Annotated in this window: 21 protein-coding genes and 3 tRNA genes; 13 read left to right on the forward strand and 11 right to left on the reverse strand. The window is 54.3% G+C overall.

Annotation, left to right across the window (positions count from 1 at the left end; translation table 11 throughout):
* Nucleotides 1-60: 60 nt before the first annotated feature.
* The 3 genes from ON16_RS03760 to ON16_RS03770 all read right to left on the reverse strand — a co-directional run bounded on the left by ON16_RS03760 (nt 61) and on the right by ON16_RS03770 (nt 5,095).
* Complete coding sequence (locus tag ON16_RS03760) at nt 61-1,710, reverse strand: ABC transporter ATP-binding protein (protein WP_040659496.1); 1,650 nt, start codon at nt 1,708-1,710, stop codon at nt 61-63.
* 3 nt (nt 1,711-1,713) lie between these two features.
* Nucleotides 1,714-3,543, reverse strand: a complete 1,830-nt coding sequence (locus tag ON16_RS03765) for an ABC transporter permease (RefSeq protein ID WP_040659498.1) — start codon at nt 3,541-3,543, stop codon at nt 1,714-1,716.
* 172 nt (nt 3,544-3,715) lie between these two features.
* Nucleotides 3,716-5,095 carry a hypothetical protein gene (locus ON16_RS03770; RefSeq protein WP_040659500.1) on the reverse strand — a complete coding sequence of 460 codons (1,380 nt, stop codon included), beginning with the start codon at nt 5,093-5,095 and terminating at the stop codon, nt 3,716-3,718.
* A gap of 764 nt (nt 5,096-5,859) precedes the next feature.
* On the opposite strand from ON16_RS03770, the gene ON16_RS03775 reads away from it, so the two are divergent.
* From ON16_RS03775 to mnmM, 3 genes are all read left to right on the forward strand, one after another.
* Nucleotides 5,860-7,398, forward strand: a complete 1,539-nt coding sequence (locus ON16_RS03775; RefSeq protein WP_040659502.1) for an amidohydrolase — start codon at nt 5,860-5,862, stop codon at nt 7,396-7,398.
* Nucleotides 7,399-7,670: 272 nt separating this feature from the next.
* The gene (locus ON16_RS03780; RefSeq protein WP_040659504.1) at nt 7,671-8,546 is read left to right on the forward strand and encodes an AraC family transcriptional regulator; all 876 of its coding nucleotides are present in this window, start codon (nt 7,671-7,673) and stop codon (nt 8,544-8,546) included.
* A 112-nt stretch (nt 8,547-8,658) separates the two neighbouring features.
* Nucleotides 8,659-9,228, forward strand: coding sequence for a tRNA 5-(aminomethyl)-2-thiouridylate-methyltransferase MnmM (gene mnmM / locus ON16_RS03785; protein WP_040659506.1), 570 nt, complete (start codon nt 8,659-8,661; stop codon nt 9,226-9,228).
* Nucleotides 9,229-9,241: 13 nt separating this feature from the next.
* On the opposite strand, the gene ON16_RS03790 is transcribed toward mnmM, so the two are convergent.
* The 4 genes from ON16_RS03790 to ON16_RS03805 form a co-directional block, all read right to left on the reverse strand.
* Nucleotides 9,242-10,927 carry an ABC transporter permease gene (locus tag ON16_RS03790; protein ID WP_040659508.1) on the reverse strand — a complete coding sequence of 562 codons (1,686 nt, stop codon included), beginning with the start codon at nt 10,925-10,927 and terminating at the stop codon, nt 9,242-9,244.
* Complete coding sequence (locus ON16_RS03795; RefSeq protein WP_040659510.1) at nt 10,924-11,904, reverse strand: ABC transporter ATP-binding protein; 981 nt, start codon at nt 11,902-11,904, stop codon at nt 10,924-10,926. Before ON16_RS03795 ends, ON16_RS03790 begins: the two co-directional genes overlap by 4 nt.
* A gap of 55 nt (nt 11,905-11,959) precedes the next feature.
* Nucleotides 11,960-13,060, reverse strand: coding sequence for an extracellular solute-binding protein (locus tag ON16_RS03800; protein WP_040659512.1), 1,101 nt, complete (start codon nt 13,058-13,060; stop codon nt 11,960-11,962).
* Between the two features lie 235 nt (nt 13,061-13,295).
* Nucleotides 13,296-13,991 (reverse strand): PHP domain-containing protein, encoded by a 696-nt coding sequence (locus ON16_RS03805; RefSeq protein WP_081579577.1) that lies wholly within the window; start codon nt 13,989-13,991, stop codon nt 13,296-13,298.
* A 621-nt stretch (nt 13,992-14,612) separates the two neighbouring features.
* On the opposite strand from ON16_RS03805, the gene ON16_RS03810 reads away from it, so the two are divergent.
* Entirely contained in the window at nt 14,613-15,257 is a 645-nt protein-coding gene (locus ON16_RS03810) for a hypothetical protein (RefSeq protein WP_040659514.1), read from the forward strand.
* 94 nt (nt 15,258-15,351) lie between these two features.
* Here the strand turns inward: ON16_RS03810 and ON16_RS03815 are convergent, their stop codons facing one another.
* Nucleotides 15,352-16,206, reverse strand: a complete 855-nt coding sequence (locus ON16_RS03815) for an AraC family transcriptional regulator (RefSeq protein ID WP_040659516.1) — start codon at nt 16,204-16,206, stop codon at nt 15,352-15,354.
* 360 nt (nt 16,207-16,566) lie between these two features.
* Between ON16_RS03815 and ON16_RS03820 the strand changes: the two genes are divergently transcribed.
* The 3 genes from ON16_RS03820 (at nt 16,567) to ON16_RS03830 (ending at nt 18,372) form a co-directional block, all read left to right on the forward strand.
* The gene (locus ON16_RS03820) at nt 16,567-16,953 is read left to right on the forward strand and encodes an MmcQ/YjbR family DNA-binding protein (RefSeq protein WP_040659518.1); all 387 of its coding nucleotides are present in this window, start codon (nt 16,567-16,569) and stop codon (nt 16,951-16,953) included.
* Nucleotides 16,954-17,031: 78 nt separating this feature from the next.
* Nucleotides 17,032-17,442 carry a peptide deformylase gene (locus ON16_RS03825; protein WP_040659520.1) on the forward strand — a complete coding sequence of 137 codons (411 nt, stop codon included), beginning with the start codon at nt 17,032-17,034 and terminating at the stop codon, nt 17,440-17,442.
* A 60-nt stretch (nt 17,443-17,502) separates the two neighbouring features.
* Nucleotides 17,503-18,372, forward strand: a complete 870-nt coding sequence (locus ON16_RS03830) for an SPL family radical SAM protein (protein ID WP_040659522.1) — start codon at nt 17,503-17,505, stop codon at nt 18,370-18,372.
* A 112-nt stretch (nt 18,373-18,484) separates the two neighbouring features.
* On the opposite strand, the gene ON16_RS03835 is transcribed toward ON16_RS03830, so the two are convergent.
* Complete coding sequence (locus tag ON16_RS03835) at nt 18,485-18,820, reverse strand: arsenate reductase family protein (protein WP_040659524.1); 336 nt, start codon at nt 18,818-18,820, stop codon at nt 18,485-18,487.
* Nucleotides 18,821-18,868: 48 nt separating this feature from the next.
* Between ON16_RS03835 and ON16_RS03840 the strand changes: the two genes are divergently transcribed.
* The 5 genes from ON16_RS03840 to ON16_RS03860 all read left to right on the forward strand — a co-directional run bounded on the left by ON16_RS03840 (nt 18,869) and on the right by ON16_RS03860 (nt 21,772).
* Nucleotides 18,869-19,588, forward strand: coding sequence for an NAD-dependent protein deacylase (locus ON16_RS03840; RefSeq protein ID WP_040659526.1), 720 nt, complete (start codon nt 18,869-18,871; stop codon nt 19,586-19,588).
* Nucleotides 19,589-19,828: 240 nt separating this feature from the next.
* Nucleotides 19,829-21,202 (forward strand): citrate synthase, encoded by a 1,374-nt coding sequence (locus ON16_RS03845; RefSeq protein ID WP_040659529.1) that lies wholly within the window; start codon nt 19,829-19,831, stop codon nt 21,200-21,202.
* Between the two features lie 166 nt (nt 21,203-21,368).
* A tRNA-Leu gene (locus ON16_RS03850) sits at nt 21,369-21,455 on the forward strand.
* 53 nt (nt 21,456-21,508) lie between these two features.
* Nucleotides 21,509-21,595, forward strand: a tRNA-Leu gene (locus ON16_RS03855).
* 90 nt (nt 21,596-21,685) lie between these two features.
* Nucleotides 21,686-21,772: transfer RNA gene (locus ON16_RS03860), tRNA-Leu, on the forward strand.
* A gap of 217 nt (nt 21,773-21,989) precedes the next feature.
* On the opposite strand, the gene ON16_RS03865 is transcribed toward ON16_RS03860, so the two are convergent.
* Nucleotides 21,990-22,343, reverse strand: coding sequence for a hypothetical protein (locus ON16_RS03865; protein ID WP_040659531.1), 354 nt, complete (start codon nt 22,341-22,343; stop codon nt 21,990-21,992).
* Between the two features lie 43 nt (nt 22,344-22,386).
* Nucleotides 22,387-22,695, reverse strand: coding sequence for a hypothetical protein (locus ON16_RS03870; RefSeq protein WP_040659533.1), 309 nt, complete (start codon nt 22,693-22,695; stop codon nt 22,387-22,389).
* A 683-nt stretch (nt 22,696-23,378) separates the two neighbouring features.
* On the opposite strand from ON16_RS03870, the gene ON16_RS03875 reads away from it, so the two are divergent.
* Entirely contained in the window at nt 23,379-23,687 is a 309-nt protein-coding gene (locus tag ON16_RS03875) for a hypothetical protein (protein ID WP_202949444.1), read from the forward strand.
* Nucleotides 23,688-23,878 lie beyond the last annotated feature (191 nt).

Here is a 23,878-nt window from a genome sequence, read left to right on the forward strand (position 1 = left end):
TCTTTTTCGCGCGTCCCCCACTCAGAAGACACAGACCCGGTCATTTAGCCGGAAATTGATTTACTTAACGTTGAGGGACCCCTGCGCGATCATTCGACCGTTTCTACGACTAAATAGTACCATACTATCCCCTTGAAAGTCCAGACGGATTTTCTGGCCGATCTGATAGAGCACACCGCCAAACACCACGCCGGTGAGCAGGAAACCGCCCACGCGGACCTTCACGGTCGTCTCCATGCCGGTGGGCATGGCGGAGTAAATTTCACCCTCGATGGCGCCATTGTCGCTGAGTGTTAAAAACTCCGGGCGGACGCCCACCACAAAGTCCCCATCGGTAGGGGCAGTCTCGTTGTCAAAGTCCTCATCCGCATCGTTGACGCGGGCAACATGATAGCGGAACAGAACGTCCTTGTTCCCCTTTTCAACGCTTTTCTTATCCTGCGCCCGGGCGGATTCCGCCGCCTTGCGGGATGCGTCTGCCGCATCGGCCTGCGCGTACCACGCGGCAAGATCCAGCGGTGCGTTGGGCTGGAAGGAGAGCGGGATGCCGTCCAAAGCCGAAAGGGCGAAGGAGCCGTCGGACTGCTGAATGCCCTTGGCCTCAATAAAGTTGATGGCGGGATTGCCCACAAAGTCCGCTACAAACAGGTTGTTGGGTTTGCTGTATACGTCCAGCGGCGCGTCGTACTGCTGAAGAACGCCGTTTTCAATCAGGCAGATTTTTGTCGCCAGCGTCATTGCCTCCATCTGGTCGTGGGTGACGTAGATAAAGGTGGAGCCGGTGTCGATGTGCAGCCGCTGCAGTTCGGACCGCATTTCAAGGCGCAGCTTTGCATCCAAGTTACTCAGCGGCTCATCCATGAACAGCACCGTCGGCTCCGGGGCCAGCGTCCGGGCAATGGCAACCCGCTGCTGCTGTCCGCCGGACAGCTCGGAAGGGTAGCGATCCATAAACATGCCGATCTTCACGATGCGGGCCACCCGCCGGACGGCGAGGTCGATCTCCTCTTGAGAGAGCTTGCGGACAGAGGTGACGAGCTTGCCGTCCTTTTCGTACTCAAACCGTTCGTTCAGGGTGCAGCCCGCGGCGGCACACTTTTCCCGGGCGGACTTCAGAGCGGCTTCCAGCTCGCCCCGCCGCGCTTGCGCAACCGTGACCGGCTCCATGGATTCCTGAAGCTTGTAGTTTATCAGCGCCTTGGCGGTGTAGAGCGAGATCTCATAGCGGTCGATCAGTTTGATGTAGGCGCGATCCATGTCCAGTTTTCCGCTTTTGTCCGCGCATTCCAAAATAGTTTTTACCACGTCGTCCGGTTTTTGCAGAATGCGGAGCAGAGCGGCGGCCTTTCGGGCCTCCAGATCAATTTTGGGCAGGTCTTCCTTGATGTTGGAAAGCCCAAAAGAGATATTCTGATACACGGTCATGTTGGGCCACAGGGCATAGTTCTGGAACAAAAAGCCGACCTTGCGCTTGTTGGGCGGGATGTTAATGCCCGCCTCGCTGTCGAACACCACACGGCCGCCGATGGTGATGCGGCCGCTGGTGGGGGTTTCCAGCCCTGCGATCATGCGCAGAGTGGTGGTTTTGCCGCAGCCGGAGGGGCCCAGCAGAGTGACGAAGGCGTTGTCGTCGATGACCAGATTCAGATCGTCTACGGCGTAAAATTTATCCCAGCGTTTTGTCACATGGGTTAATATAATCTCAGGCATGGCTTAACCTCCTATTCCCTTGTCCAGACTTGCGCCGGTGACTTTGTTGACAAGGGCGTTGCAAACGAGAATGGTAAGGATCAAAATCAGATTGATACCGCTGGAGAAGGCGTAAAGCCCCATTTCGTCGAAATAGTCCAGCGTGGTGGCGAGGACGAAGCCCTGTACGCACAGCAGCATGAACAGGCTCAACTCCCGCAGGCAGGTCATGAAGGGGAGCAGGTAGCCGCTGATGATGGAGGACTTCTGAATGGGAATGATGATGCGGGTCATCCGCTTGATCCAAGGGATATCCTGAATGATGGCGGCCTCTTCGATCTCGCCGGAGAGCTGAAGCATGGAGTTCAGGCTTGACCGGCTGGCAAAGGGAATATATTTAATGGTGCCCACGATAATGAGCAGTGTGTACGTATTAAAAAGGTTCACATACTTGTTGGAAAACAGGATGAAAAACGCCACGCCCACGGCGATGGAGGGCATCAGATACGGTAAAAACGCCACCGCGTTGACATAGTTGGCCCATTTACTTCGTCGGGTCTTGGCCACGGCGTAACCGATCATCGTGCCGATGGTGCCCGCCAGCAGGGCGCAGCACACGGAAACCAAAATAGTGCCTTTGAAGGCGTGCCAGATGGTTTCGTTGTGAAGGATACCCTTTTGGCCGTACATTCCGTTTTCCGTGATGTTCTCGCTGGTGGTCCACCACTTGGTGGTCAGGTTGGAGCTGTCCCCGGTGTAGAGGAAGCTGTAATCCCCCGGGTTAGGCAGGAATGTCTCAAACGCGAAGGAGACAATGGGGAAGATGCTGGTGAAAAACGTCACCGCGATCAGCGCGGCCGCAATCACGTGCTTTCCCACGCGGCCCAGATTGATTTTGGAGGTCTGACCGGATTTGCCGGTAACGGTGGTGTAGTTCTTCCGGCTGCGCAGACTCATTTGATTCATAAACATGATCGCCACGCCGAATACCATCATGATGATCGCCAAAACACTGGCCTCGCCGGTATACTTGGAGTTCAGGGAGACATATTTTGTGGCGAGGGTGGTCAGCCCCAGATAGTGGGGCACAGGATAGGAACCCATGGAGCTGCCAAACACCAGCAGGATGGTGGAGAGAATGGCGGGCTTGACCATAGGAAGGGTAATTTTAAACATGGTCTTCCACTTGGGCGTGTCCAGAATTGTGGCCGCTTCTTCCAAATTTGCATCCATATTGCGGAAAATGCCGCCGATAAGGATGTAGGCAAAGGGGGCGTAGTGCAATCCCAGCACCACAAGACTGGGGAACAGGCCCTTGCACCACCAGATGGGCATCTGAACGCCCAGTGTGGCGGCCAGCAATCCGTTGGATGTGCCGGTGACGACGTTGGAGTTAAACAGGTTCTGCCACACCACGGCCAGCGTCCACTGGGGCATGATGTAGGGGAAGATGAAGATGGAACTGAGGTAGCGGCGGCAGGAGAGATTCGTGCGGGTGATGAGAAACGCGAACAGCCCGCCGAACAAAATTGCCACCACACAGGTTCCCACCGCCAGCAGCACGGTGTTGATGAGCGGCGTCCACAAATTGCTCATCGCCAGACGGCTGGTGAACAGGTCAATGTAGTTGATCAGGGTGTATCCGCTGGCCTTGCCGGTGAGATAGGCGTCAATGGTGCCGGCGTGGATTTTAAAGGTATCCTGCACGATGGCGATGATGGGGGCCACGGTGGTCACCGTCAGCACGATGCCCATCAACAACAGGATTACATTGTGGGGTTTGGAGAGATAGGTTTTTACCTTGTTGAGCCGAATGGCGGACTTGCCGGCGCTCACAGTAGACGACTGGTTCATAGAAGACCATTCCTTTCCCGGACTTGGTGCGGGGTGCGGCAGGCCGCTCCCACAGGACCGCCTGCGGCGGTATATGCGGACTGGAGCATGGGGTTGAGAAAAAGCGCCCCTGACGGTTATTGAAAGCCACCCGTCAGGGGCACTTTTTACATCGCTTTAAAGATGGGAGGAATTAACCCGCGCTGTACTTGGTCAGAAGTTCGATCCAGCTGCCCACCGTGAAGGCCACGGAGTTGCAGTAGGTGGGGTCTTCCAAAACCAGCTTGCCGTCGCCGGTCCACCAGTCATAGCCCCGGTCGTTCTTGGCGGGGAAGGTGTCCACGCCGTCCACAAAGCCACCCTTCTGATGCTGATAGGTGGCCTCGGTGGCCTCAGCCACGGTGGGGTTGGCGGAGTAACCGCCCATGTCCTTGCCCCAGGCGGAGAAGCCGTCTTCGGTGCAGGTCATGTAGGCGAGGAAGGCGCAAGCGGTCCAAGGCAGGGGGGAGTTGTCGGTGACGAACAGATAGTGGCAGTAGCCAAAGCCGCCGATGCCGGTGTAGCCATCCTGATAGGCGGCCACGTTCACGTTGTTGACGGAAACTGTGGCGGACTCTTCAACGGAGCGGAGCTTGGAGTACACCAGCAGGCCGAACTGATCGGTGGCGGACTGGTCCACCAGCGTGTTGCAGATGGGGCCGTCGTCAGTCTGGGCGTTGTAGCTCTCGACCCAAAGTTTGATCCATGCCAGAGCGTATTTGCCGTTCTCGCCCAGCCCCAGATCAGAAGCGTCGGTAGCCATCTCGTCGATGACGGGCTGGAAGTATGCCTGCTCGTCGGCGGACAGGGCGTCAAACGCCTCTTTCAGCCAGCCGGCGTAAGTATCCTCCGTGAGCATATACAGGAAGTTCTTGCCCACGATTTCGGAGTCGATATCCATGTACAGACCGTGCTCGCCCTCGGCCACAAAATCCCAGCAGTTGTCATAGGTCTTGGAGCCGGTGTTGTTGTATAGGAAGACCTTGTTCAAAGTCTGCAAGGGGAGGAAACCGGTGTACGCATCGGCGGTAGTGCCGTTGGCATCGGCCCAGTCCTTGGGGATGAAGGTGTCCAGCACACCGGGCTGAACCATCTTGCTCTCGATCTGGTTGCCGTCCTGAATCAGGGTCATGGAATAGGTACCGGTCTCCTTCAGCGCGTCGGCGGTGAGCTGATCGAAGATCTTGTTGTTCTTGGGCTGCTGCCAGTCATACTCCATGGTATAGCTGGGGTCGATGGACTGCAGATACTCAATGAACAGGGGAAGTGCGGTCTTGCCGCGGCTGGAGTTGCCCACGCCGTAGAAGGTTTTTCCGTTGGACTCCTCAATGGCCTTCTGAGCCAGTTCATCCAGAGTCATTCCCTCGGCCTCTGCGATAATCTTCTGGGTGGCGGTGAGTTCGGCGGCGGGTTCCGTGGCAGAGCCGGAGCCGGAACCGGCAGGGGCGGAAGCGGCGGGCTGCGTGCCGCAGCCGGCCAGCAGTGCCGATGCCATAGCCAGTGTCAGAGTCAGTGCAAGAAACCTCTTTTTCATGTGCTGATGTCCTCCTCCAAAATGTTTTTTTGTTGCGTAACGAGCATTTTGCTTACGTCAGTCTCTGGTTACATTTTATAGAGGCAAGAGGAAAAATTCTACTGGACAAATCTGATGTTATTTGTGAAAAACCGCTTTTTTGAACAAACTGCACATTCGAAATGAAAAATAGCAGAGCTGTTATGAACGACCTGCACAGTTGTGCGAAAGAAAAACGCCCGCAAATCGGGTCGATTTTGGCCGATATGCGAGCACGCGAGGAAAAAATTACGTAAACAAATGGCCGGGCGGCGGGAGATGTCCGCAGGGTGCGACCTGTCTGGCAGAAAGCCGACGCGGAGAGGGGACCGTCAGTACGTCGGATACCGGCATGGAGGATAGCGCACCGTCCAGCCCCGAAAAGCACCCATGGGACCTATGGCAACACCGAACAAAGAACACCTAGCGGTTTTACGCACAGCTTGCATGCATATTTTTGGCCATACATTAGTATGGCGGCAAAATTCCGATACAATCTGACTGCACAATCTGTCCGCAATCTCTGTGCGGTGTTACCCTATAAAAATAGCGGTGTGCATTAAAAGAAAAAAGTGGTAAAATGAACGTGTAAATAAAAATCATCCTCTTCAAACAAAATTGAAAACAGAAGACGCAACATAAATTTCGGCTTGTTGCAAAAGCTGATGAAACGGTCAAAGCGGAGACATTTATCCCCGCGCTGTTCCAGACGGAACGCCAGCACACAAACGGAGGAGATGCGATTGATGAGAACTCTATTTTATAACGGAAATATCCTGACGCTGGAAGACGAAGTGCCACAGCAGGCCATGTTGGTGGAAAACGATACAATTCGAGCGGTTGGCAAAAACGAGGAGCTGGAAACCGCGGCGCCGGACGCGGAGAAAGTGGACCTGAAAGGCGCAACCGTTTTGCCGGGATTTATCGACGCCCACAGTCATCTCTCTTCCTATGCAAACACGCTTTTACAGGCCTCGCTTACGCAAGCGGATTCCTTTCAGTCGGTCGTGGAACTGCTGCGCGCGTTTGCAAAGGACAATGCCCTGAAACCGGGACAGTGGCTGATCGGAAACGGCTATGACCACAACAAGCTGCGGGAAAAAGAGCACCCTACGAAGCAGCTGCTTGACGAGGCGTTCCCGGATAATCCGGTTGTGCTGCTGCACCAATCGGGCCATTTCGGCGTGTTCAACACCGCCGGACTGGAGATTGCGGAGCTGACGGGAAAGGATCGCGACGGTTATCTGGAAGAAACCGTATTTGTAGACGCGGTGAAAAAGCTGCCCATGCCGGCTCCAGAACAGCTGATGAGCGCATACAAGCAGGCGCTTGCGCACTATGCCTCCTTCGGGATCACCACCATCCAGGAAGGCTTGATGGTCGAGCAGATGCTGCCGCTCTATCAAATGCTGCTGGCTCAAAACGCGCTGACGCTGGATGTGGTGGGGTATCCGCAGCTTGACGATGAAAAACTGTTTTACGATGCGTTTCCCGACAGCGCCGCCGGATATGTGAACGGCTTTCGGCTGGGCGGGTATAAAACCATTCTGGACGGTTCTCCTCAGGGCAGAACCGCTTGGATGAAAACGCCGTATGTCGGTTCGGACGACTGCTTTGGCGTGTCCTCCATGACCGACGAGCAGGTCTTGGCGGCCTTGCGCAAGGCGGTTGCGGACGGGCGGCAGCTGCTGGCCCACTGCAATGGGGACGCCGCGGTGGAACAATTGCTGTCCGCCGCCGAAAAGATCGCGGATAAGCAGGCGCTGGCGGCGATCCGCCCCGTGATTATCCACGCCCAGCTGCTGGAAACGGCCCAGCTGCCCCGAGTCAAGGAACTGGGGTTTCTGCCGTCGTTCTTCGTGGCGCACTGCTATTATTGGGGCGATGTGCACATCCAAAACTTCGGTATGGCGCGGGCCGAAACCATCAGCCCGGCCAAAAGCGCGCTGGAGCAGGGAATCCGGTTCACGTTCCATCAGGACACACCGGTGCTTGAACCGGATATGCTGCGGACCGTGTGGTGTGCCGTGAACCGAAAGACAAAAGACGGCGTTCTGCTGGGCGAGGCGGAGCGGATTTCTGCGCTGGACGCACTGAAAGCGGTCACGATCAACGCGGCCTATCAATATGGAGAGGAAGCCTCCAAGGGTACGCTTGCACCCGGAAAGAAAGCGGATTTTGTCGTTTTGGAGCAGGACCCCCTGCAAGTACCCTCTGAAGAAATTGCCGATATCCCCATCTTGCAGACCTATAAGTCCGGAAAGTGCATTTACAAGAAAATTTAAAGCGCAATTGGCACTGGAATTTCCTTATGATATTGAAAAGTATTGCAACGGAAAAGATGAATTTGTCAAACAGTTAGAAAGAAACGCTTTGCAGTGGAAGAATCAATAACCTCCCATTTTACTGGAAAGAGCTTGGATACTCTCGCCGGGGTGTGGTGCGCAATGCGCTTCGACTGCCTAATATTTGGAATCCTGACATCACACCGCACAAGAAGTCATGAAGGGCGGAGCGCAGCGCGATAGAATCACATCATGCGGAAGGAGATGGAAAGATGGATTGGATCACGGGGATTCAGCGGGCGCTGGACTATACAGAGACGCATCTGACCGGAGAAATCGACTATGAAACCGCGGCGAAAGAGGCCTGCTCGTCGGTGTTTCATTTCCAGCGGATGTTTACCATGCTCTGTGGGTTTTCGCTGGGCGATTACATTCGGATGCGCCGCCTGACGTTGGCCGCCGAGGACTTGATGCGTATGAATGACAAGGTGATCGACATCGCGCTCAAGTACGGCTATGACACCCCCGAGAGCTTTTCCCGTGCCTTCACCCGGTTCCATGGCATTACGCCCACGGAAGCGCGCCACGGCGGAAACGTCAAATCTTTCTCCAGACTCTCCGTAAAACTGATTTTATCGGGAGGCAGTACCATGGATTACAGGATCGAAAAGAAAGACGCATTTAAAATTATCTGCAAAAAGAAGCAGGTGACCAAACCTCAGGGCGATACCGCCGCAGCGGATATCCACGTATTCTGGAACGAGTGCAGTGCAGACGGCACGATGGACGCGATTTGCAAATACGGCAAGTTCGACCATCTGAACGGCGTGCTGGGCATTTGTTTTTCAGAGGAGCTGGCGGATTCCGGATTTCCCTATGGCATCGGCGCGGAATATAACGGCACACCGCTGAATGGCCAAAAACTGGACATCATTGAGATTCCGGCTTATACCTATGCGGTATTTACCTGCCGAGGCAAGATGCCTGAGGCATTCAAGGACACCTACAAGAAGATCTGCACGGAGTTCTTTCCCCAGAGCAACTATGAGTACGGGCAGGGTGTGGAGCTGGAGGTCTATCCTTCGGCGGACGTGCAGAACCCGGACTACACCTGCGAGATTTGGATCGCGGTGAAGGAGAAAAAGTAAACGGTTCAGCCAAAACGGACTGCGCATCATCAGAAAAAGAAACCGCCGGAGCTGACCGCTCCGGCAGTTTCTTCGTATCAACCACTGTTTTCACATAGAAGGAGGATTTCAAATGAATCGCAATACGCTTGCCATGGTACACGAGTTTGTGCGCCAATACGTCCCGGAGGGCGGACTTTGCATCGACGCAACTGCGGGCAAGGGTCGGGACACGGCTCTGCTGTGCCGGCTGGCGGGACAGCGGGGGCGCGTCATCGCGTTCGATATTCAACCGGACGCTGTGGCGCAGACCCGCGCTCTGCTGGCGCAGGAGGGGCTGGAAGCGCAGGTGATTCTGGACAGCCATGCAAATATGGAGCAGTATGCCAAGCCCGAGACGGTGGACTGCGTGATGTTCAACTTCGGCCGCCTGCCCAGCGGCGATCCCCAGATTTTCACACAGGCAAACTCCTCTGTCCGGGCTATTGACGCGGCGCTCCGGCTGTTAAAGCCCGGCGGAGTGATGGCGATTGCCCTCTATTACGGAAAGGAAAACGGATTCGAGGAGAGGAATGCCGTGCTGGAGCATTTAAAAACGCTGGATGACCGGGCGTTTTCCGTGTTGTGCTGCGCGTGGAGCAACCGGCGGGGCGAACCGCCCATGCCGATCTTCGTCTGGAAGGAATGCGCAGCAAAGGGCTGACCATCCGCCGCGCCTATTCCATGGCAAACCGCCGCCGGTCAATCTTCAGCACGATCCACAAAAGACCATAGCACAGAAGAATCAGCAGGGAGCCATAGGCCAGAGAGATGCCCACCTTGTATTCCTGCATATTGGTGACCACGCTGACGGAGATGGGCCGGTTGTACACCCCGTACAGCAGGGCGGACATGGTGTACTCTCCCATGGTGCGGACAAAGACGAGAATCGCGCCGGAGAGGATACCCGAGACGATATTAGGCAGAATGATCTGGAAAAAACGGCGGAATGTGCCCGCGCCCAGACTGCGGGCGGCCTCCTCAGTGGTGACGCTGATGCCGCTCATGGCCACGCGGTTGGAACTGAGCAGCAGCGGCAGGGCCACAATGGTATAGGCGATGGGCAGAATCCAGAAGGTGCCGATGAGAGAGCGGCCAAAGGCAAAAACGCTCTCCACGTTAAATACATTGATTAAGTTGATGGCAATGACGCTGGCCGGCATACTCCAAGGCAGCATCAGCAGTGTCTCCATGGAGCGAACCAGCCGGGTGGGGTTCCTGCGTTCCCAATAGGCCACCGGCAGTGTCAGCACCAAACCCACAAGCACTGCAAGCAGGGACATGTTCACGCTGTTGAGCATGGGGCGGAGCACCCGGGGCTTTTCAAAAATGGTCAGATAGTTTTCCAGCGTGAAGGCACAGGGGAAGATGTCCGTCATAATCGAGCGAGTCTCAATAAAGGACAGGTAGAAAATTGCCAGAACAGGCAGAACCACCAGCACAACCTGAAGGATTACCAGAGCCGAAAGCCCCCGCCGCAGCCAAGAGGCGCGTTTAGTTTCCATGTGGAAATATGCGGACTTCACGGAAATTTCCCAAGCGTACTTTTTACTGTAATGGGTCAGAACCACAGTCATCAAAAGGCCGATCACCAGCAGGACCGCAACCTGAATCGAGGCCAGCGCCATCTGATTGTTGGCCTTGGCCTTGACGATCTGCATACTCAGCACTTTAAAGCTGCCGCCAATGAGGCTGGGGGCCGAATAGGCGCTGATGGCGGAGATGAACGTGGTCAGGGCTGAGATCACAATTGCCGGACGAATCACCGGAAAAATTGCATCCCGGATGACGGCAAACGTACCGCCGCCGAAGCTGCGGATGGAGTCCACCACGTTTTTATCCACATACCGCAGGGCCGTGTAGACGTTCAGATAAAAGTACACATATTGGGTATAGGCCAGTACGAACAAAATGCCGCCAAAGCCGCTGAACCGATAAGGTGGGGTAGAGAGGTGAAACGCCGATTCCAGCAGTTTGGTGATGATCCCGCTTTCGCCATAGAGCTGGATAAACGCAATGACAATAATCACGCCGGGGATCATCACGGGACTGAGCAGCAAAATGTGGAGGAGCTTTTGGTGTCTGCGGCACAAAAAACGCATATAAACCGCCAGCGCAGTGCCCACCGTGCCGCAGACCAGCACTGCGAATGCGCCCACCAGCACGGTGTTGCGGATCACCAGCCGATTTTGGGGATTGGAAAAATACGCGCGATACCCGGCGAGGCCAAACCCGCTCTCTGTGGAAAAGGACTGCACCACAGTTTGCGCCATGGGATAGAGGATATAGCCGACAATCAGCCACAACAGCAGTCCGGAAAAGACCGCCCGCGCCAGCGTTTGTACCGAATGGCGCTGTCTCATGGGCGCAGCCCCGCAAACACCGCGCCGCCAACGACGGGTCCGTTGCCGCGGTGATTGTTCAGCGCAAGCACGCAGAGGATTCCCGCATCCGTTTTCACTTCATATTCCACCATAGCGCCTTGATAATGCACCCGGATCACCTGCCCCGGCAGGGGTGTTTGAGCGGTTTTCACCGGTTCAAGCACCAGCTGCTCCGGTCGGAGATAGGACGTCTCCGCCTCGCCGTGACCGCCCAGAGCTGTCATTGCCGCCCGATCCAGCATATTGGTCTTCCCAACAAAGGTAGCGACAAAGGACGTCTTGGGCGACTCATAAATTTCACGGGGGGAACCGGTCTGCTCAATGCGCCCGTCGTGCATGACAGACATGGTGTCGGAGATGGCAAGAGCCTCCTGCTGGTCATGGGTGATGAACAGCGTGGTAACGCCCACCTTCTGCTGAATCTGGCGCAGTTCCTGACGCATCTTGATTCGCAGAGACACATCCAGATTGGACATGGGTTCGTCCAGCAGCAGTATCCGAGGGCTGGCGGCCAGCGCCCGGGCAATGGCAACCCGCTGCTGCTGCCCGCCGGACAGCTCCTGAATCTTCCGCGTCCGACACTCCCACAGTCCCATCAAATCCAGCTGGGCGCGGACAGTCTCCCGAACCTGTGCGGCGTTGATGCGGTGAAGTTTCAAGCCGTAGGCCACGTTTTCCTCTACGTTCAGGTGGGGAAACAGGGCGTAGTTCTGAAACACGATGCCCATGTTCCGCTTTTCCGGCGGCAGGGAGGTAATCTCCCGGCCATCCAGAAAAATGCGGCCCGCCGTGGGCTGGAGAAATCCGCCCAGCAGCCGCAGCAGAGTGGTCTTGCCGCAGCCGGAAGGCCCCAGCAGTGTGTGTAGTTCACCTTGGGCGATGCGGAACGACACATCGTCCAGAACCCGGGTCTGGCCGTAATGGCTGGTAATGCCGTTCAGTTCAATTTCGTTCATATACACTCACCTGAAAAAAGTAGTGGGGAAGTCCCCACTACTTTATCATAGCTGCTTACTTGGATGCAACCGCCTTGTCAGCGTTGCAGATGTTCGTTTCCCAGTTGCTCAGCCAGTCGCTCTGGTTGGCGGCAATGGCGGACCAGTCCACATCCATGGCGGCATAACCGGTCTGCATCCATGCGGGAGAGTTGGCGAGAGCGGCCTTCAGCGTGGGCATCCGGTTAAAGTCGTTGGCCAGCATGGTCTGTACCTCCGCGCTGCCGGCAAACTCCAAAAAGGCCTGCGCCGCGGCGGGGTGGGGAGAATCCTTCAGGGCGGCGATGCAGTCGGTGATGACCACAGAGCCGCTGGCGGCGTCGATGATCTCAAGAGGCATCCCGTTCTCGTCCCGGTTGGTGGTGATGTCGCTGAGGACGCCGAAGCTGATGGCGGCTTCGCCCTTGCCAATGGCTTCAAACATCATACTGCCGCTGTTGTAATAGCTTTTGGTGTTGGCGTCCAGCGCGGCCAGATATTCCAGCGCACTGTCCTCGCCGTTTTGCTGGCTGTAAAAATACATCAGGTTGCAGATGGTGGAGCGCATGGAAGAGGACAGGGAATCTCGGGAAACGATCTTGCCCGCGTACTTGGCGTCTGCCAGATCACCCCAGTCCTTGGGCGCATCCGCGGCGGAGAGCTGTTCCGTGTTGTAAAACAGCATTACAGGAGTTTGGATGGTGCCGTACCAAAAACCGTCCCCGTCCTTGAACGCGCTGTCCAGATCACCGCCCCAAGAGGGATTGGACGCGGTGTAAGCGCCCTCATCCTTCAGCAGCATATAGGTGGCGGTGTCGCCGCCGTACATGATGTCGGCCTGCGGGTTTTTCATCTCGCCCCGAACCCGGTCGGCCAGTTCACCCTTCAGGTTGATGAACTCCACCTGTACGCCGGTCTTCTCAGTGAAGGCGGCTGCAATTTCTTCCAGCATGGCCTCGGAGTGGGTGGTGTAAACAACCACGGTATCCTCCAGCGCGGCGCCGGAGGTGGATGCGGATGCGGAGCCGGACTGCTGTGCCGCGCTGCCGGACGCGGAACCTGTCCCGGTGGAGCCGCAGGCGGCCAGAGACAGTGCCATGAATCCTGCCAAGAGAAGCGAAACTACTTTTTTACCCATGATGATCTCCTTTGTATGTAAATTGATATCTTAGGCAACACCGCACAAAGAACACCGAGCGGCTTTGCGCACAGCTTGCTTGCATATTTTCCGCCATCTTGCACAAAAAAGTTTTGCCATACGTCAGTATGACGGAAAAATTCCGAGCAATCTGCACGCAATCTCTGTGTGGTGTTACCCTTAAAAAATGGATGCCATATGTGGGAAAAAGCCGCCGTCAAATCCAAAGCTGCGATCAGGCGGAATGCACTTCGCTGTATTCTACCGTGCGATGGGGCGTGACACCCGCTTGATAAAAGGTCTTTTCCTCTGGGTCCCAGATGTGATATTCCCCGTCCTGATAATAGGCGGGCTTGCACCGATGTGCCCGGATGGCGGATACCAGCTCCGCCTCCGTGTGGATTTCGTCGGGGAACCAAGTGGCATAGACCCCTACCTTCTCCCGGATGTGGCAGTCACTGGCGCCGAGCTGCGCCAGATGCAGAGAAATGGCGCGGTTCGCCGCCGCCTGATTCGCGTCGGGCAGAGTGCTGCCGTTGAGCACTTCAACGCCATCCAGACCGGTGACAGTATCCAGCGCGGCGGCCAGTCCCCGGTTATTGTTGCGGAAGGGATGGGCGCTGAAACAAACGCCGCCCTGTGCCTTGACGCAGTCGATAAAGGTCTGGGCACTGACGCGTTTCCTTGGATAGTCCTGTATGCCAAAGGCGACAATGTCGCCCTGAAGAGAGTAGAACTCAATTCCGGTAAAAATCGAGAATCCGCTTTGGGCGGAATATTGCCGGGCAACCTCCCGCAGACCCATGCTGTCATGATCCGTAATGCAGACTGCGTCCAGCCCCAGCTGCTTGGCCCGGGCTGTTATTTCTTCCAGCGACAGGTGGCTGTCTCCAGAAAATGTATGCTCGTGCATATGCAAATCTACAAACAAGTCCCGCCCTCCTTACGAATCCATTGTGACTTTTTAACAAAGTACATGAAGTATAAAGGAATTTTTTTGAGAAGTCAATTCATCTCTGCGATTATCTATTATAATGCCTTATCATTTAAAATACCGATTAATATACGACCGCAGCCGAACCCAACTAGCGTTTGCCGCTTGTCGAATCGATGGTGGCCGTTTTCATCGAATAAAAGCAAAGAAGCTGTGCATTGCTGCACAGCTTCCCGCAAGAGAAAGGAGAGAAAAGAGAGAGAGGGGGAATATATGAAAACCGCTTTCGCGGATTGGAACGAGCAGAGTTCCCTTTGAAGTGTCTATAATTTACCATAAGAAATTGAAGAAATCATAAACGAAATGCAAAGAAAATGTGAACAATGACAAGCCTTGCCCCGCCCAGTGCTTTTTAAGAGGCGCGGAATCTGAATTTTTCGGTTTGTGCCGATCACAATTACATATGTCAAAAGACTTGAGAAAAGGCCCGGATAAACCGCCGATATTGTAACCGCACTGTAAGGAATGTTACGATTATATCCTTGCGGGAGACGGCGCACGGTGCTATACTCCCATACGCAACACAAGGATCAGATGAAACTTGAGAGGATGATAAGAATGAAGCAAAAAATAATCGGTTTGCTGATGCTTGCCGGAATAATAGCACTTACCGGATGCGCGGGCAGAAACACTCCGGCGCAGACAAGCGGGAAAACGGTGGAGCCGCTTCCCGGCACACTGGATGTCGAAACTCTTGACAACTGCACGTTTGCCGCGGGCTTTGAGGCCTCCGACGTGTATCTGAGTGACGACGGTATGCTGGGCGTTCATATGACGGTTTATGACTACGAGCGATTCGATTTGGTGGATATCTCCGAACTGACAGCCGGCGACACGCTGGTGATCGACGGAAACAGGATGCCTGTGGAATCCATCGAGAGAGATGAGAATGGATTTGTGACAATCAACGGCGGACTGGAAGAGGGCGGCTGCTATCTGGCCACGGACGACAGCGGAGTCTTTTATGAGATCTTGACAGATGATGCAAAAAGCTATTATGCTATTGGCGAGACGACGCTTCCAATTGGTCAGGAATTCATTTTTTTAGACGACTCCGATCTGGAAAACCCGGGGCAGATAGCCTACGCGGGCGACTTTTTGATGGCGATGGAGAAGAGCGACCGCAGCTTTTCTCCCTATGCCACAACGGTTACTGTGCAGGACGAATTTATTACCAATCTCACGCAAATTTACGTCCCGTAAATTTTGCTTTTTTAAGCCGGTGTCCAGCCGGATATCCGCACCACAGAGAATCAGAAAGGCTCAGGCTGATGTAAATCAGCCTGAGCCTTTTCGCTTATGCCTTTTTCACTGCCCGAAGTTCGATATAGCCCCGCGCGCCGATAGGTTCCAATTGGATGCGGGGATTCTCGTCGTCCCATTGGCAGCCGATGGCTGCGGGCGCGTATTTGCCCATAGCCGCTTGCAGCGACTCGATGGCCTGGCAGTAGTCCTCCTCGGCAAAGGGTTCGCTCTGGAATAGGAGGTAAGTGGCGGCGGGCAGGTCGATCTTGTCAAAGCCCTCCGGAATCGGGCTGTCATCGTCCACGGGCACTTCCACACCCTGCACATACGCCGAGGTGCCGGGCTTGCGGTACTGCTCCGGCAGCCACAGGCACACCGGTTCGCCGCAGAGTGATTTCATGCTGGTCAGCATGCCCCACACGTCGCAGCCCACCTCTTGACAATAGGCAAAATAGTCCGCCGCCTTGACGCCGCGCTTTACGATCACCTTTCGGGCGGGTTTTTCTACGATCTGAATAAAAACACTTTTCAAATTGTCCATCGTTCGATGCTCCTTTTTCCCCAGTTCTCGAAATTTAACGCCGTAGGCGGTGAACAGCGGCAGAGGAACCGACCGCAGAGCATATTCCTTGGGGTTGCAGCCAAACTCCCGGCGGAATGCCCGCTGATAGCCGTCCACGCTGGAAAATCCCAGATCAAACGCCGCGTCGATGACCTTGCACGTTTCGTCCCGCAGCCGCCGAATGTATTCGGCGGGCGCAAGACCGGTCAGCTCCTTGAATATGCGGGCGGCATACCACGGCGAAAACTGCGCCGCGGACGCGAGATCGGCCAGTGTGATGCCCCCGGTTAGATGGCATTCGATGTAGTCCTGCATCCGCTGGACGGCGAGGGTTTTGTCTGTCATGCTGTTCACCTCCCTGACTGAAAATAGGATACCGCATCGGCAATGGGATTTCTCGACCTTCCTTGCGCAGCTGCGGCAAGCTGGAGGAAAAAACTATGCCATGCCGCTTTTGATCGCAGCGGCCGTTTACGGATTGTACAACAAAAATTCCGCCTCTTTTTCTGCCTGATTGCAAGAGAATTCTTGCCGTTTGGAACGGTATAGGATAAAATAGGATTATGATACAGGGGCGGCGACGAAAAAGTGCAGATTGGTGAGAAGCGGATGGACTGGCTGCGGGAGGCGTATCCACTTGCTGAGAGCGGGGAAAAGGTTATACTTTGCCTGTCTCAAAGCCAACGGAGAGGAATGGTCATAAAAATGAACAAATACAACTGGCTGGACGATTATCTGCAAGCAAAAAAAGGCTGCGCGAAGGATTATAAATTGGAATGGGGCTGGTGGCGCTATCAGGTGGGCGGCAAGCTGTTTGCCGCCACCTGTCAGCCGGGGCCGGAGCATCAGGGCTATGACTGCCGGGAGCTGCTGACCCTAAAATGCGAGCCGATGCTGGCCGAGGCGCTGCGGGCGGAATACCCGGATATCATCCCCGGCTTTTACACGGACAAGCGCAACTGGATTTCTGTCTTTTTGGACGGCGCGGTGCCGGACGATGTACTGCGGGGGCTGTGCAACCGCTCCTATGAGTTGGTGTTCAGCAAGCTGACGAAAAAAATGCAGCGGGAAATTGCAGAGCAGGCGCAGTAAAAACCGCTGTGCTGCTGCGGGCTGGAACGCTCGTGGGCAAAAACCGCATTCCGCCTACGGCGGAGATGGGAGAAAACAGTGATTCGGGAAATTATGAAGGACGAGACATTTCTGGCACAAAAGGCGGAGCGGGCCACGGTCGAGGATCTGCGTGTGGCGGCGGACCTGCTGGAAACGCTCTGCGCCCACAAGGACGGCTGCGTGGGCATGGCGGCGAACATGATCGGCGTGAACAAACGCATCATTGCCTTTGACAACGAGGGCAGCTATGTGGTGATGTTCAATCCGGAAATCGTGAAAAAATCCGAGCCCTACGCGGCAGAGGAGGGCTGTCTGTCTCTCGCCGGGACACGCAAAACAAAACGCTGGCAATCCATCAAGGTGCAGTACCAGACTGCGGAGTTCCAAACCCGCTATAAGACTTTTACCGGCTGGACGGCGGAGATCATCCAGCACGAAATTGACCACTGCGAAGGAATTTTGATATAATTTCGCGCCTTTGGTTTGTTCAGCTTTGGGCGGCTTTGCAAAGGAAAGGAGATCGCGCAGATGCACTATGTAACCGCGAAGGGAATTCTCTCCGCAAAAAACAACATGAACCTGTATCGTGGCTGCCAGCACGGGTGCATCTACTGCGATTCCCGCAGCGCCTGTTACCACATGGAACACGCTTTTGAAGATGTAGAGGTCAAGGAAAATGCCATCCCGCTTCTGGAGGAAGCCCTGCGCCGCAAACGGAAGCCCTGTATGATCGGTATGGGCGCCATGACCGATCCTTATATCCCGCTGGAGGAGGAGCTTTGCCACACCCGGCAGGCGCTGGAACTGATTGAAAAATACGGCTTTGGTGCCACGCTTATTACCAAATCCGCCCGCGTTCTGCGGGATTTGGATTTGCTGAAGCGCATCAACCGGCAGGCTAAGTGCGTGGTGCAGATGACCCTGACCACCTATGACGAGGCTCTTTGCCGAAAGATTGAGCCGGGGGTCAGCACCACAAAAGAGCGGTTTGAAGCGTTGAAAATCCTGCGGGACGCCGGAATCCCCACAGTGGTGTGGCTTTGCCCGATCCTGCCGTTTGTCAATGACACGGAGGAAAACATCAACGGGATTCTGGACGATTGCGCCGAGGCCAAGGTCAAAGGCATCATTTGCTTTGGCATGGGGCTGACCTTGCGGGAGGGGAATCGGGAGTATTTCTACCAGCAGCTGGACCGGCATTTCCCCGGCCTGAAAGAGAAATACATCCGGCGCTATGGCAATGCCTATCTGCTGGACAGCCCCAACAGCCGCCAGTTGACGCGGCTGTTCCGCCGCCGCTGCAACGAAGCTGGAATCCTCCACGACAACGACCGAATTTTTCAGGATCTCAATACCTTCGAAATAAAGGAGCAGGCGCAGATGAGCCTGTTTGACTGAACGAACGCCGCGCTGGATTTCAGCATGGACTGGAAGCGCAGCTCGCCCGGAAAGCTGGTCTTTGCCGAAAGACAGACGCGGGTATCCATTGGGAAATGGATACCCGCGCTTTTTAATCCCAAGTCTCCCAGATCTCCGGGTGATAGCCAACGGTGGCTTCTTTGCCGTTGCGGACGATGGGTGTCTGGAAAAGCTCCGGGTATTCCAGCAGCTTCTCTTCCTGCGCATCCGGCGTGATATAGGCCATGTATAGCGCCTCGTATGCCTTGCATTTTACATTTACCAGCGCTTCAAACCCCACTTTTTGCTTGACGGACTGGTATTCGCGGGGAGATAATCCCTTGGTGGGTGTGTCGATATACTGGTATTTGATGCGGCGCTCTTTGAACCACCGCTCGGCTTTTTTGCTGTCAAAGGATTTGGAAGAGCCGAAAATCTGAATATTCATGGGAAACTCCTTAGTGATGATAAAATTAACATATATGGGGGCTGTTTTATGACAGAAAGCACAAAAAAATTAAAAGAAATGGTGAAAGAAAGCGATTATATTGTCTTTTTCGGCGGAGCAGGTGTGTCCACTGAATCCGGAATCCCGGATTTTCGCAGTACCGACGGACTGTATCACCAGCAATATAAATACCCGCCTGAGACTATTTTAAGCCATACGTTCTACGAAAGCAAGCCGGAAGATTTTTTTCGATTCTATCGGGCCAAGCTTTTGGCTCCCCATGCAAAGCCCAATGCCGCTCATGTAAAGCTGGCGGAGCTGGAGAGACAGGGGAAGCTGAAAGCCGTTGTCACGCAGAACATTGACGGGCTGCATCAAGCGGCGGGCAGTCGGGAAGTCATGGAACTTCACGGCAGCGTTCACAGGAACTACTGCGAAAATTGCGGCAAATTTTACGATCTTGACTTTATGCTCCACGCAGAGGGCGTGCCCCGCTGCGCGTCCTGCGGTGGACGGGTCAAGCCGGATGTGGTGCTCTATGAAGAGGGGCTGGACGTAGAGACGATGGAAAGAGCTATCCGATATATTTCTGAGGCGGACATGCTGATCATTGGCGGCACATCGTTGAACGTTTATCCGGCGGCGGGGCTGATCCGCTACTATCGGGGAGACAAATTGGTACTGATCAACAAGGCCGCTGTGGCCGCCGATCTGAACGCCGATCTGGTAATCACCGACCCCATTGGGGAGACGTTGGCACAAATCTGAGGAGGAAACCGATTGCCGAAATTCCGATTTTCACCAATTGGTGTGAAAATGAATGACGATCATATTTTGACTGCAATTTTTGGGGGATTCGTCAAGAAAAAACCTAAAATATAGGTTGTAAATGAAGCTGTACGGTGCTACAATTGCATTATGCGCTGGCGGCGGACACTCCTGCGAAACATCGCCGATATGCTGCTGAAGCGCCATAAAGCATAAAATCCAGCGAGAGGAGACAGCGGAATGATATGGTCGGAAAAAGGTGAGAACGTCTACTCCCAAATTACGCCCGCGATTCGGGCGTTGGAGGAGCAGTGGGAGAAGAAGAATTACATTGATCCCAAGCTGTATCAGCAGTATAATGTCCGGCGCGGTCTTCGGGATGAGGACGGACAGGGCGTGCTGACGGGGCTGACCCGCGTGGGTGAGATCCTGTCTTACACGGTGGAAGAAGACGGAAGCATCCTGCCAATAGACGGTATGCTGTATTATCGCGGCATCGACTGCCGGGAGATCGTGCGGGGGTCTGAGGGGCGACGGCTGGCTTTTGAGGAGGCGGCATATCTGCTTTTGTTCGGTGAACTGCCGTCCGACGAGCAGCTGCGGGACTTTTGCGTTCAACTGGCCACCTATCGAACGCTGCCCAGCAACTTTTTGCGGGATGTTATTTTGAAAGCACCGCCGCAGGATTTGATGAACACGATGCAGCGGGCGATTTTGACGCTCTTTTGTTACGATGACCGGCCCAATGATATCGGACTTGAAAATGTTTTGCGCCAGAGTCTGCAGCTGATTGCCATCATGCCGCTTCTGGCGATTTATGCCTATCAGGCCCACCGGTTCAACAAGGGTGAGGGACTGTTTATCCATGAACCCCGGCCCGAACTCTCCACTGCGGAAAACTTTTTGCGGATGCTGCGTCAAGACGGCAGCTATACGGAGTTGGAGGCCCGGGTTCTGGACGTGGCGCTGGTGCTTCACGCCGACAACGGCGGCGGTAATAACTCGACCTTTACCAACCACGTCGTCACTTCCTCCGGCACGGATACCTATTCCGCTATCGCGGCCTCCATGGCGTCGCTGAAAGGCCCGCGCCACGGCGGAGCTAACAGCAAGGTCATGGAGATGATGGCGGATATTAAGGCTCATGTGCGCAACTGGGACGACGAGGAGGAACTGAAAAGTTATCTGAGCCGCATTCTGGGCGGCGAGGCGTTTGACGGGCGGGGCCTGCTGTACGGCTTGGGCCACGCGGTTTATACTCGGACGGACCCGCGGTGCGAGGTGTTTCGGAATTATGTGGCCACCCTTTCCAGAGAGAAACAGCGCCAGCCGGAGCTGAACCTCTATGAACGAGTGGAGCGGATTGGCAAGGATTTGCTGATGGAGAGGCGCCATAAGGACGCGATCTCCACCAATATTGATTTTTACAGCGGCTTTGTCTTTGAGATGCTGGGCCTGCCCAGAGAGCTTTATACGCCGCTGTTCGCTGTGGCCCGCATTTCCGGTTGGAGCGCGCATCGAATGGAGGAGCTGTCCGGCGGCGGAAAGCTGATTCGTCCGCGGTATGAATGTGTGGAACAGCACCGGGGATACACGCCCATGGCGGAACGCTGAACGATATAAGGCGCGCTCCGGGAGGTAAAAATGCCGTCCGGCGCGCGCCTGAATTTTGAGAAAAAAGCGCAATTATAAATTTTTTGCCGAAAAGGGAAATTTAAGGTTGACATTTTATCTGCTTCTGGCTATAATAATCAAGCAGTCTTTTGTAGGGCACAGATTTGCGGCTGTGCTGGAACTGGTAGACAGGCCAGCTTGAGGTGCTGGTGTCCGAATCGACGTGTGGGTTCAAATCCCGTCAGCCGCACCATTTTCACTTCGCGAGGAGTGGAAAAAAGACTGTGAAAAATCTCAGATGGATATGCGCGAGTGGTGGAATTGGTAGACTCGCTGGCTTCAGGTGCCAGTGCTCGCAAGGGCGTGCGGGTTCGACTCCCGCCTCGCGCACCAAATATCTTTCAGAAAGCATATGCTTTCTGAAAGATATTTCTGAGAAGGTTTTTGCAAGGTATGTTTCCCTGCATGAAGTTCATATTATGTGCGCGAGTGGTGGAATTGGCAGACTCGCTGGCTTCAGGTGCCAGTGCTCGCAAGGGCGTGCGGGTTCAAGTCCCGCCTCGCGCACCATTGAAAAGGCCGTCGACTTTTGTTGACGGCCTTCTGCTATGCCTATATTCACGGGGGTTGATTGTTCAACATTGGGCATAAATCCTATAATTATAGGTCGCATTGCCGCAGAGGAGCTCTGTCTGCATCTCCGGTGTGCTGATATCATCCAAAAGTCTCATAACCAAATCCAGCTTGCCTGCATCCTTACCGACACTGGCGTCTACTCCTATACAGCTCAACGGCGCACTGATGGCATAGTCGAAAGCTGGCTCGTCGTCGCTGTAAATGGCATGAGCGCAAACTCGTCGGTGGCTCGCTTCTGCTGTATATTCCATTGTTCACTGGGTTTAATTGTCATGGCGGTGGTCCGCGTCTTGTACATCGTGGCGGAACGGTAAGCGGGCTGCAGAGAGAAGTCGGAGAGCTGAATTACACCTTCATCGAAAAGAAATTGAAATCGGCTTTTAATCGGCTTTAAAATTACATCCGAATGGCCCGTATCCGTACTGGCGTATTGATCGTACCAATCGAAACAATCCATGGTGTCAAAGAAATTGGCTTCGTTAAAGGCATCTGCAAGCGTCAGCATCGCGCCGTTGAACTTTAGACCCGGCGCAAAGGCGCGAATTCCGTCAGACAGAGGGGGACTTTCTGGCCGATATCCTCAAACATCGTTTTATTATAAGCGGTACCGGTGATGGTGCTGGCCAAAGGCGGTACATACAAATGCCGTCCAGTGTGCTGGTGCAGCTGTTGGTGGCCGTTGCATAAAAATTCGCTGCATACGCCATGTTGGCCAAATCCAGTAGATTTTTCTCAACTTCCGCAGGCTGCTGCGGATCGGAGAAAAAGTAAAAGTCTGCCTGATGCCCCAGAACTTTGTCATAAGAACCCTTCCCTAGCAGCGTGGCGAGAAGCACCGTGGCAATGGCAACAGCCACAAGCTGTTTTCATGAATTGCTCTTTACGCATTTGCGTGGTTGGGTTCCGCTTTTTTGGACCATGGCCGTTTATTTCCGTTTCTATCTCCTGCCACAGATTTGCGGGAATTAGCCGCTGGTCCCAAAATCTGATTTTAATTACGTTTAAAGAAAATATAAGTAACTATTTAGCGTGATACTGTATAATTTTTGAAAACACAATGTATTCGCGGCAGGTGTGGACAAGGGCGCGGCTTAAAACTCGGCGTTTCAATGGATAAAAAATAATTAAGAAATCGTTAAGAATGTCAACAAAACCCCGGATAAATCTGCATTGTGAATGGTCACATCAGACAGTTGTTCTTCATAACACGGGGAATTATTTTATTTTTGCAAAGTGCGGTCTTGTAAAAAAAATACGCAATCATTTACCCATATTTTACGTGATACCAGCTTTTTCTCGTGGGTTCAGGATGCTTTTTGCTTTTTTTGTGGCTTGGCTTTTTGAGTAAAAAATGCTATTGACATTACTCGACAATCGTGCTACAACTATCCAGGTCAAGAATGCCGCAACTCAAAAGGGCCCTTTTGAAAACGATGGAACGTTCTGTTTTTCGCATTCTTGATAGCTTAAAATGCGCTAACGCATTTATAAAGCTTACCCAGCCGTCGGAGGACGGCAAATTTAAAGGAAGAAGATGTTTTTGATGAAGAAGTTTTTTGCAATTGTTTTGTCTGCGCTGATGGTGACCGCTCTGGCAGCGTGCGGCGGCTCTGAGCCTGCACAGTCTTCCGCCGGTTCTTCGGCTCCTACTTCTGCTGCTACCAGCTCTGCTGTTGATCCCGCTGCTAGCGCAGCTACCGAGCCCGCAGCTCCCGCTGCCGGTTCTGCCGCTGATTCTGCTGCTACCTCTGCTGTTGGTTCTACCGATGCTGCTTTTGGCGCACCCGATCAGAGTGCAGCCGCATCTGCAAGCACGGAAGCCGCACCCAGTGCCAGCAACCCCCAGTAAACATAAAAGCTTGCTCATATCTGCGGCTTTTGAAAAGCTGTACAATATAAATGAGTAAACCGATTTCGGTATAGCGATATCTGCGGTGGACGAAGAGGGTGATCGGCATGAAAGGCCGATCACCCTCTAGTTTTGGAACGACCAAAAGAAATCCCCGGCTGTGCGGGGATAAGAAATACCGGATAGTAAAA

Origin of the sequence: Oscillibacter ruminantium GH1 (assembly GCF_000307265.1) — a bacterium.
Lineage (GTDB): Bacteria > Bacillota > Clostridia > Oscillospirales > Oscillospiraceae > Oscillibacter > Oscillibacter ruminantium.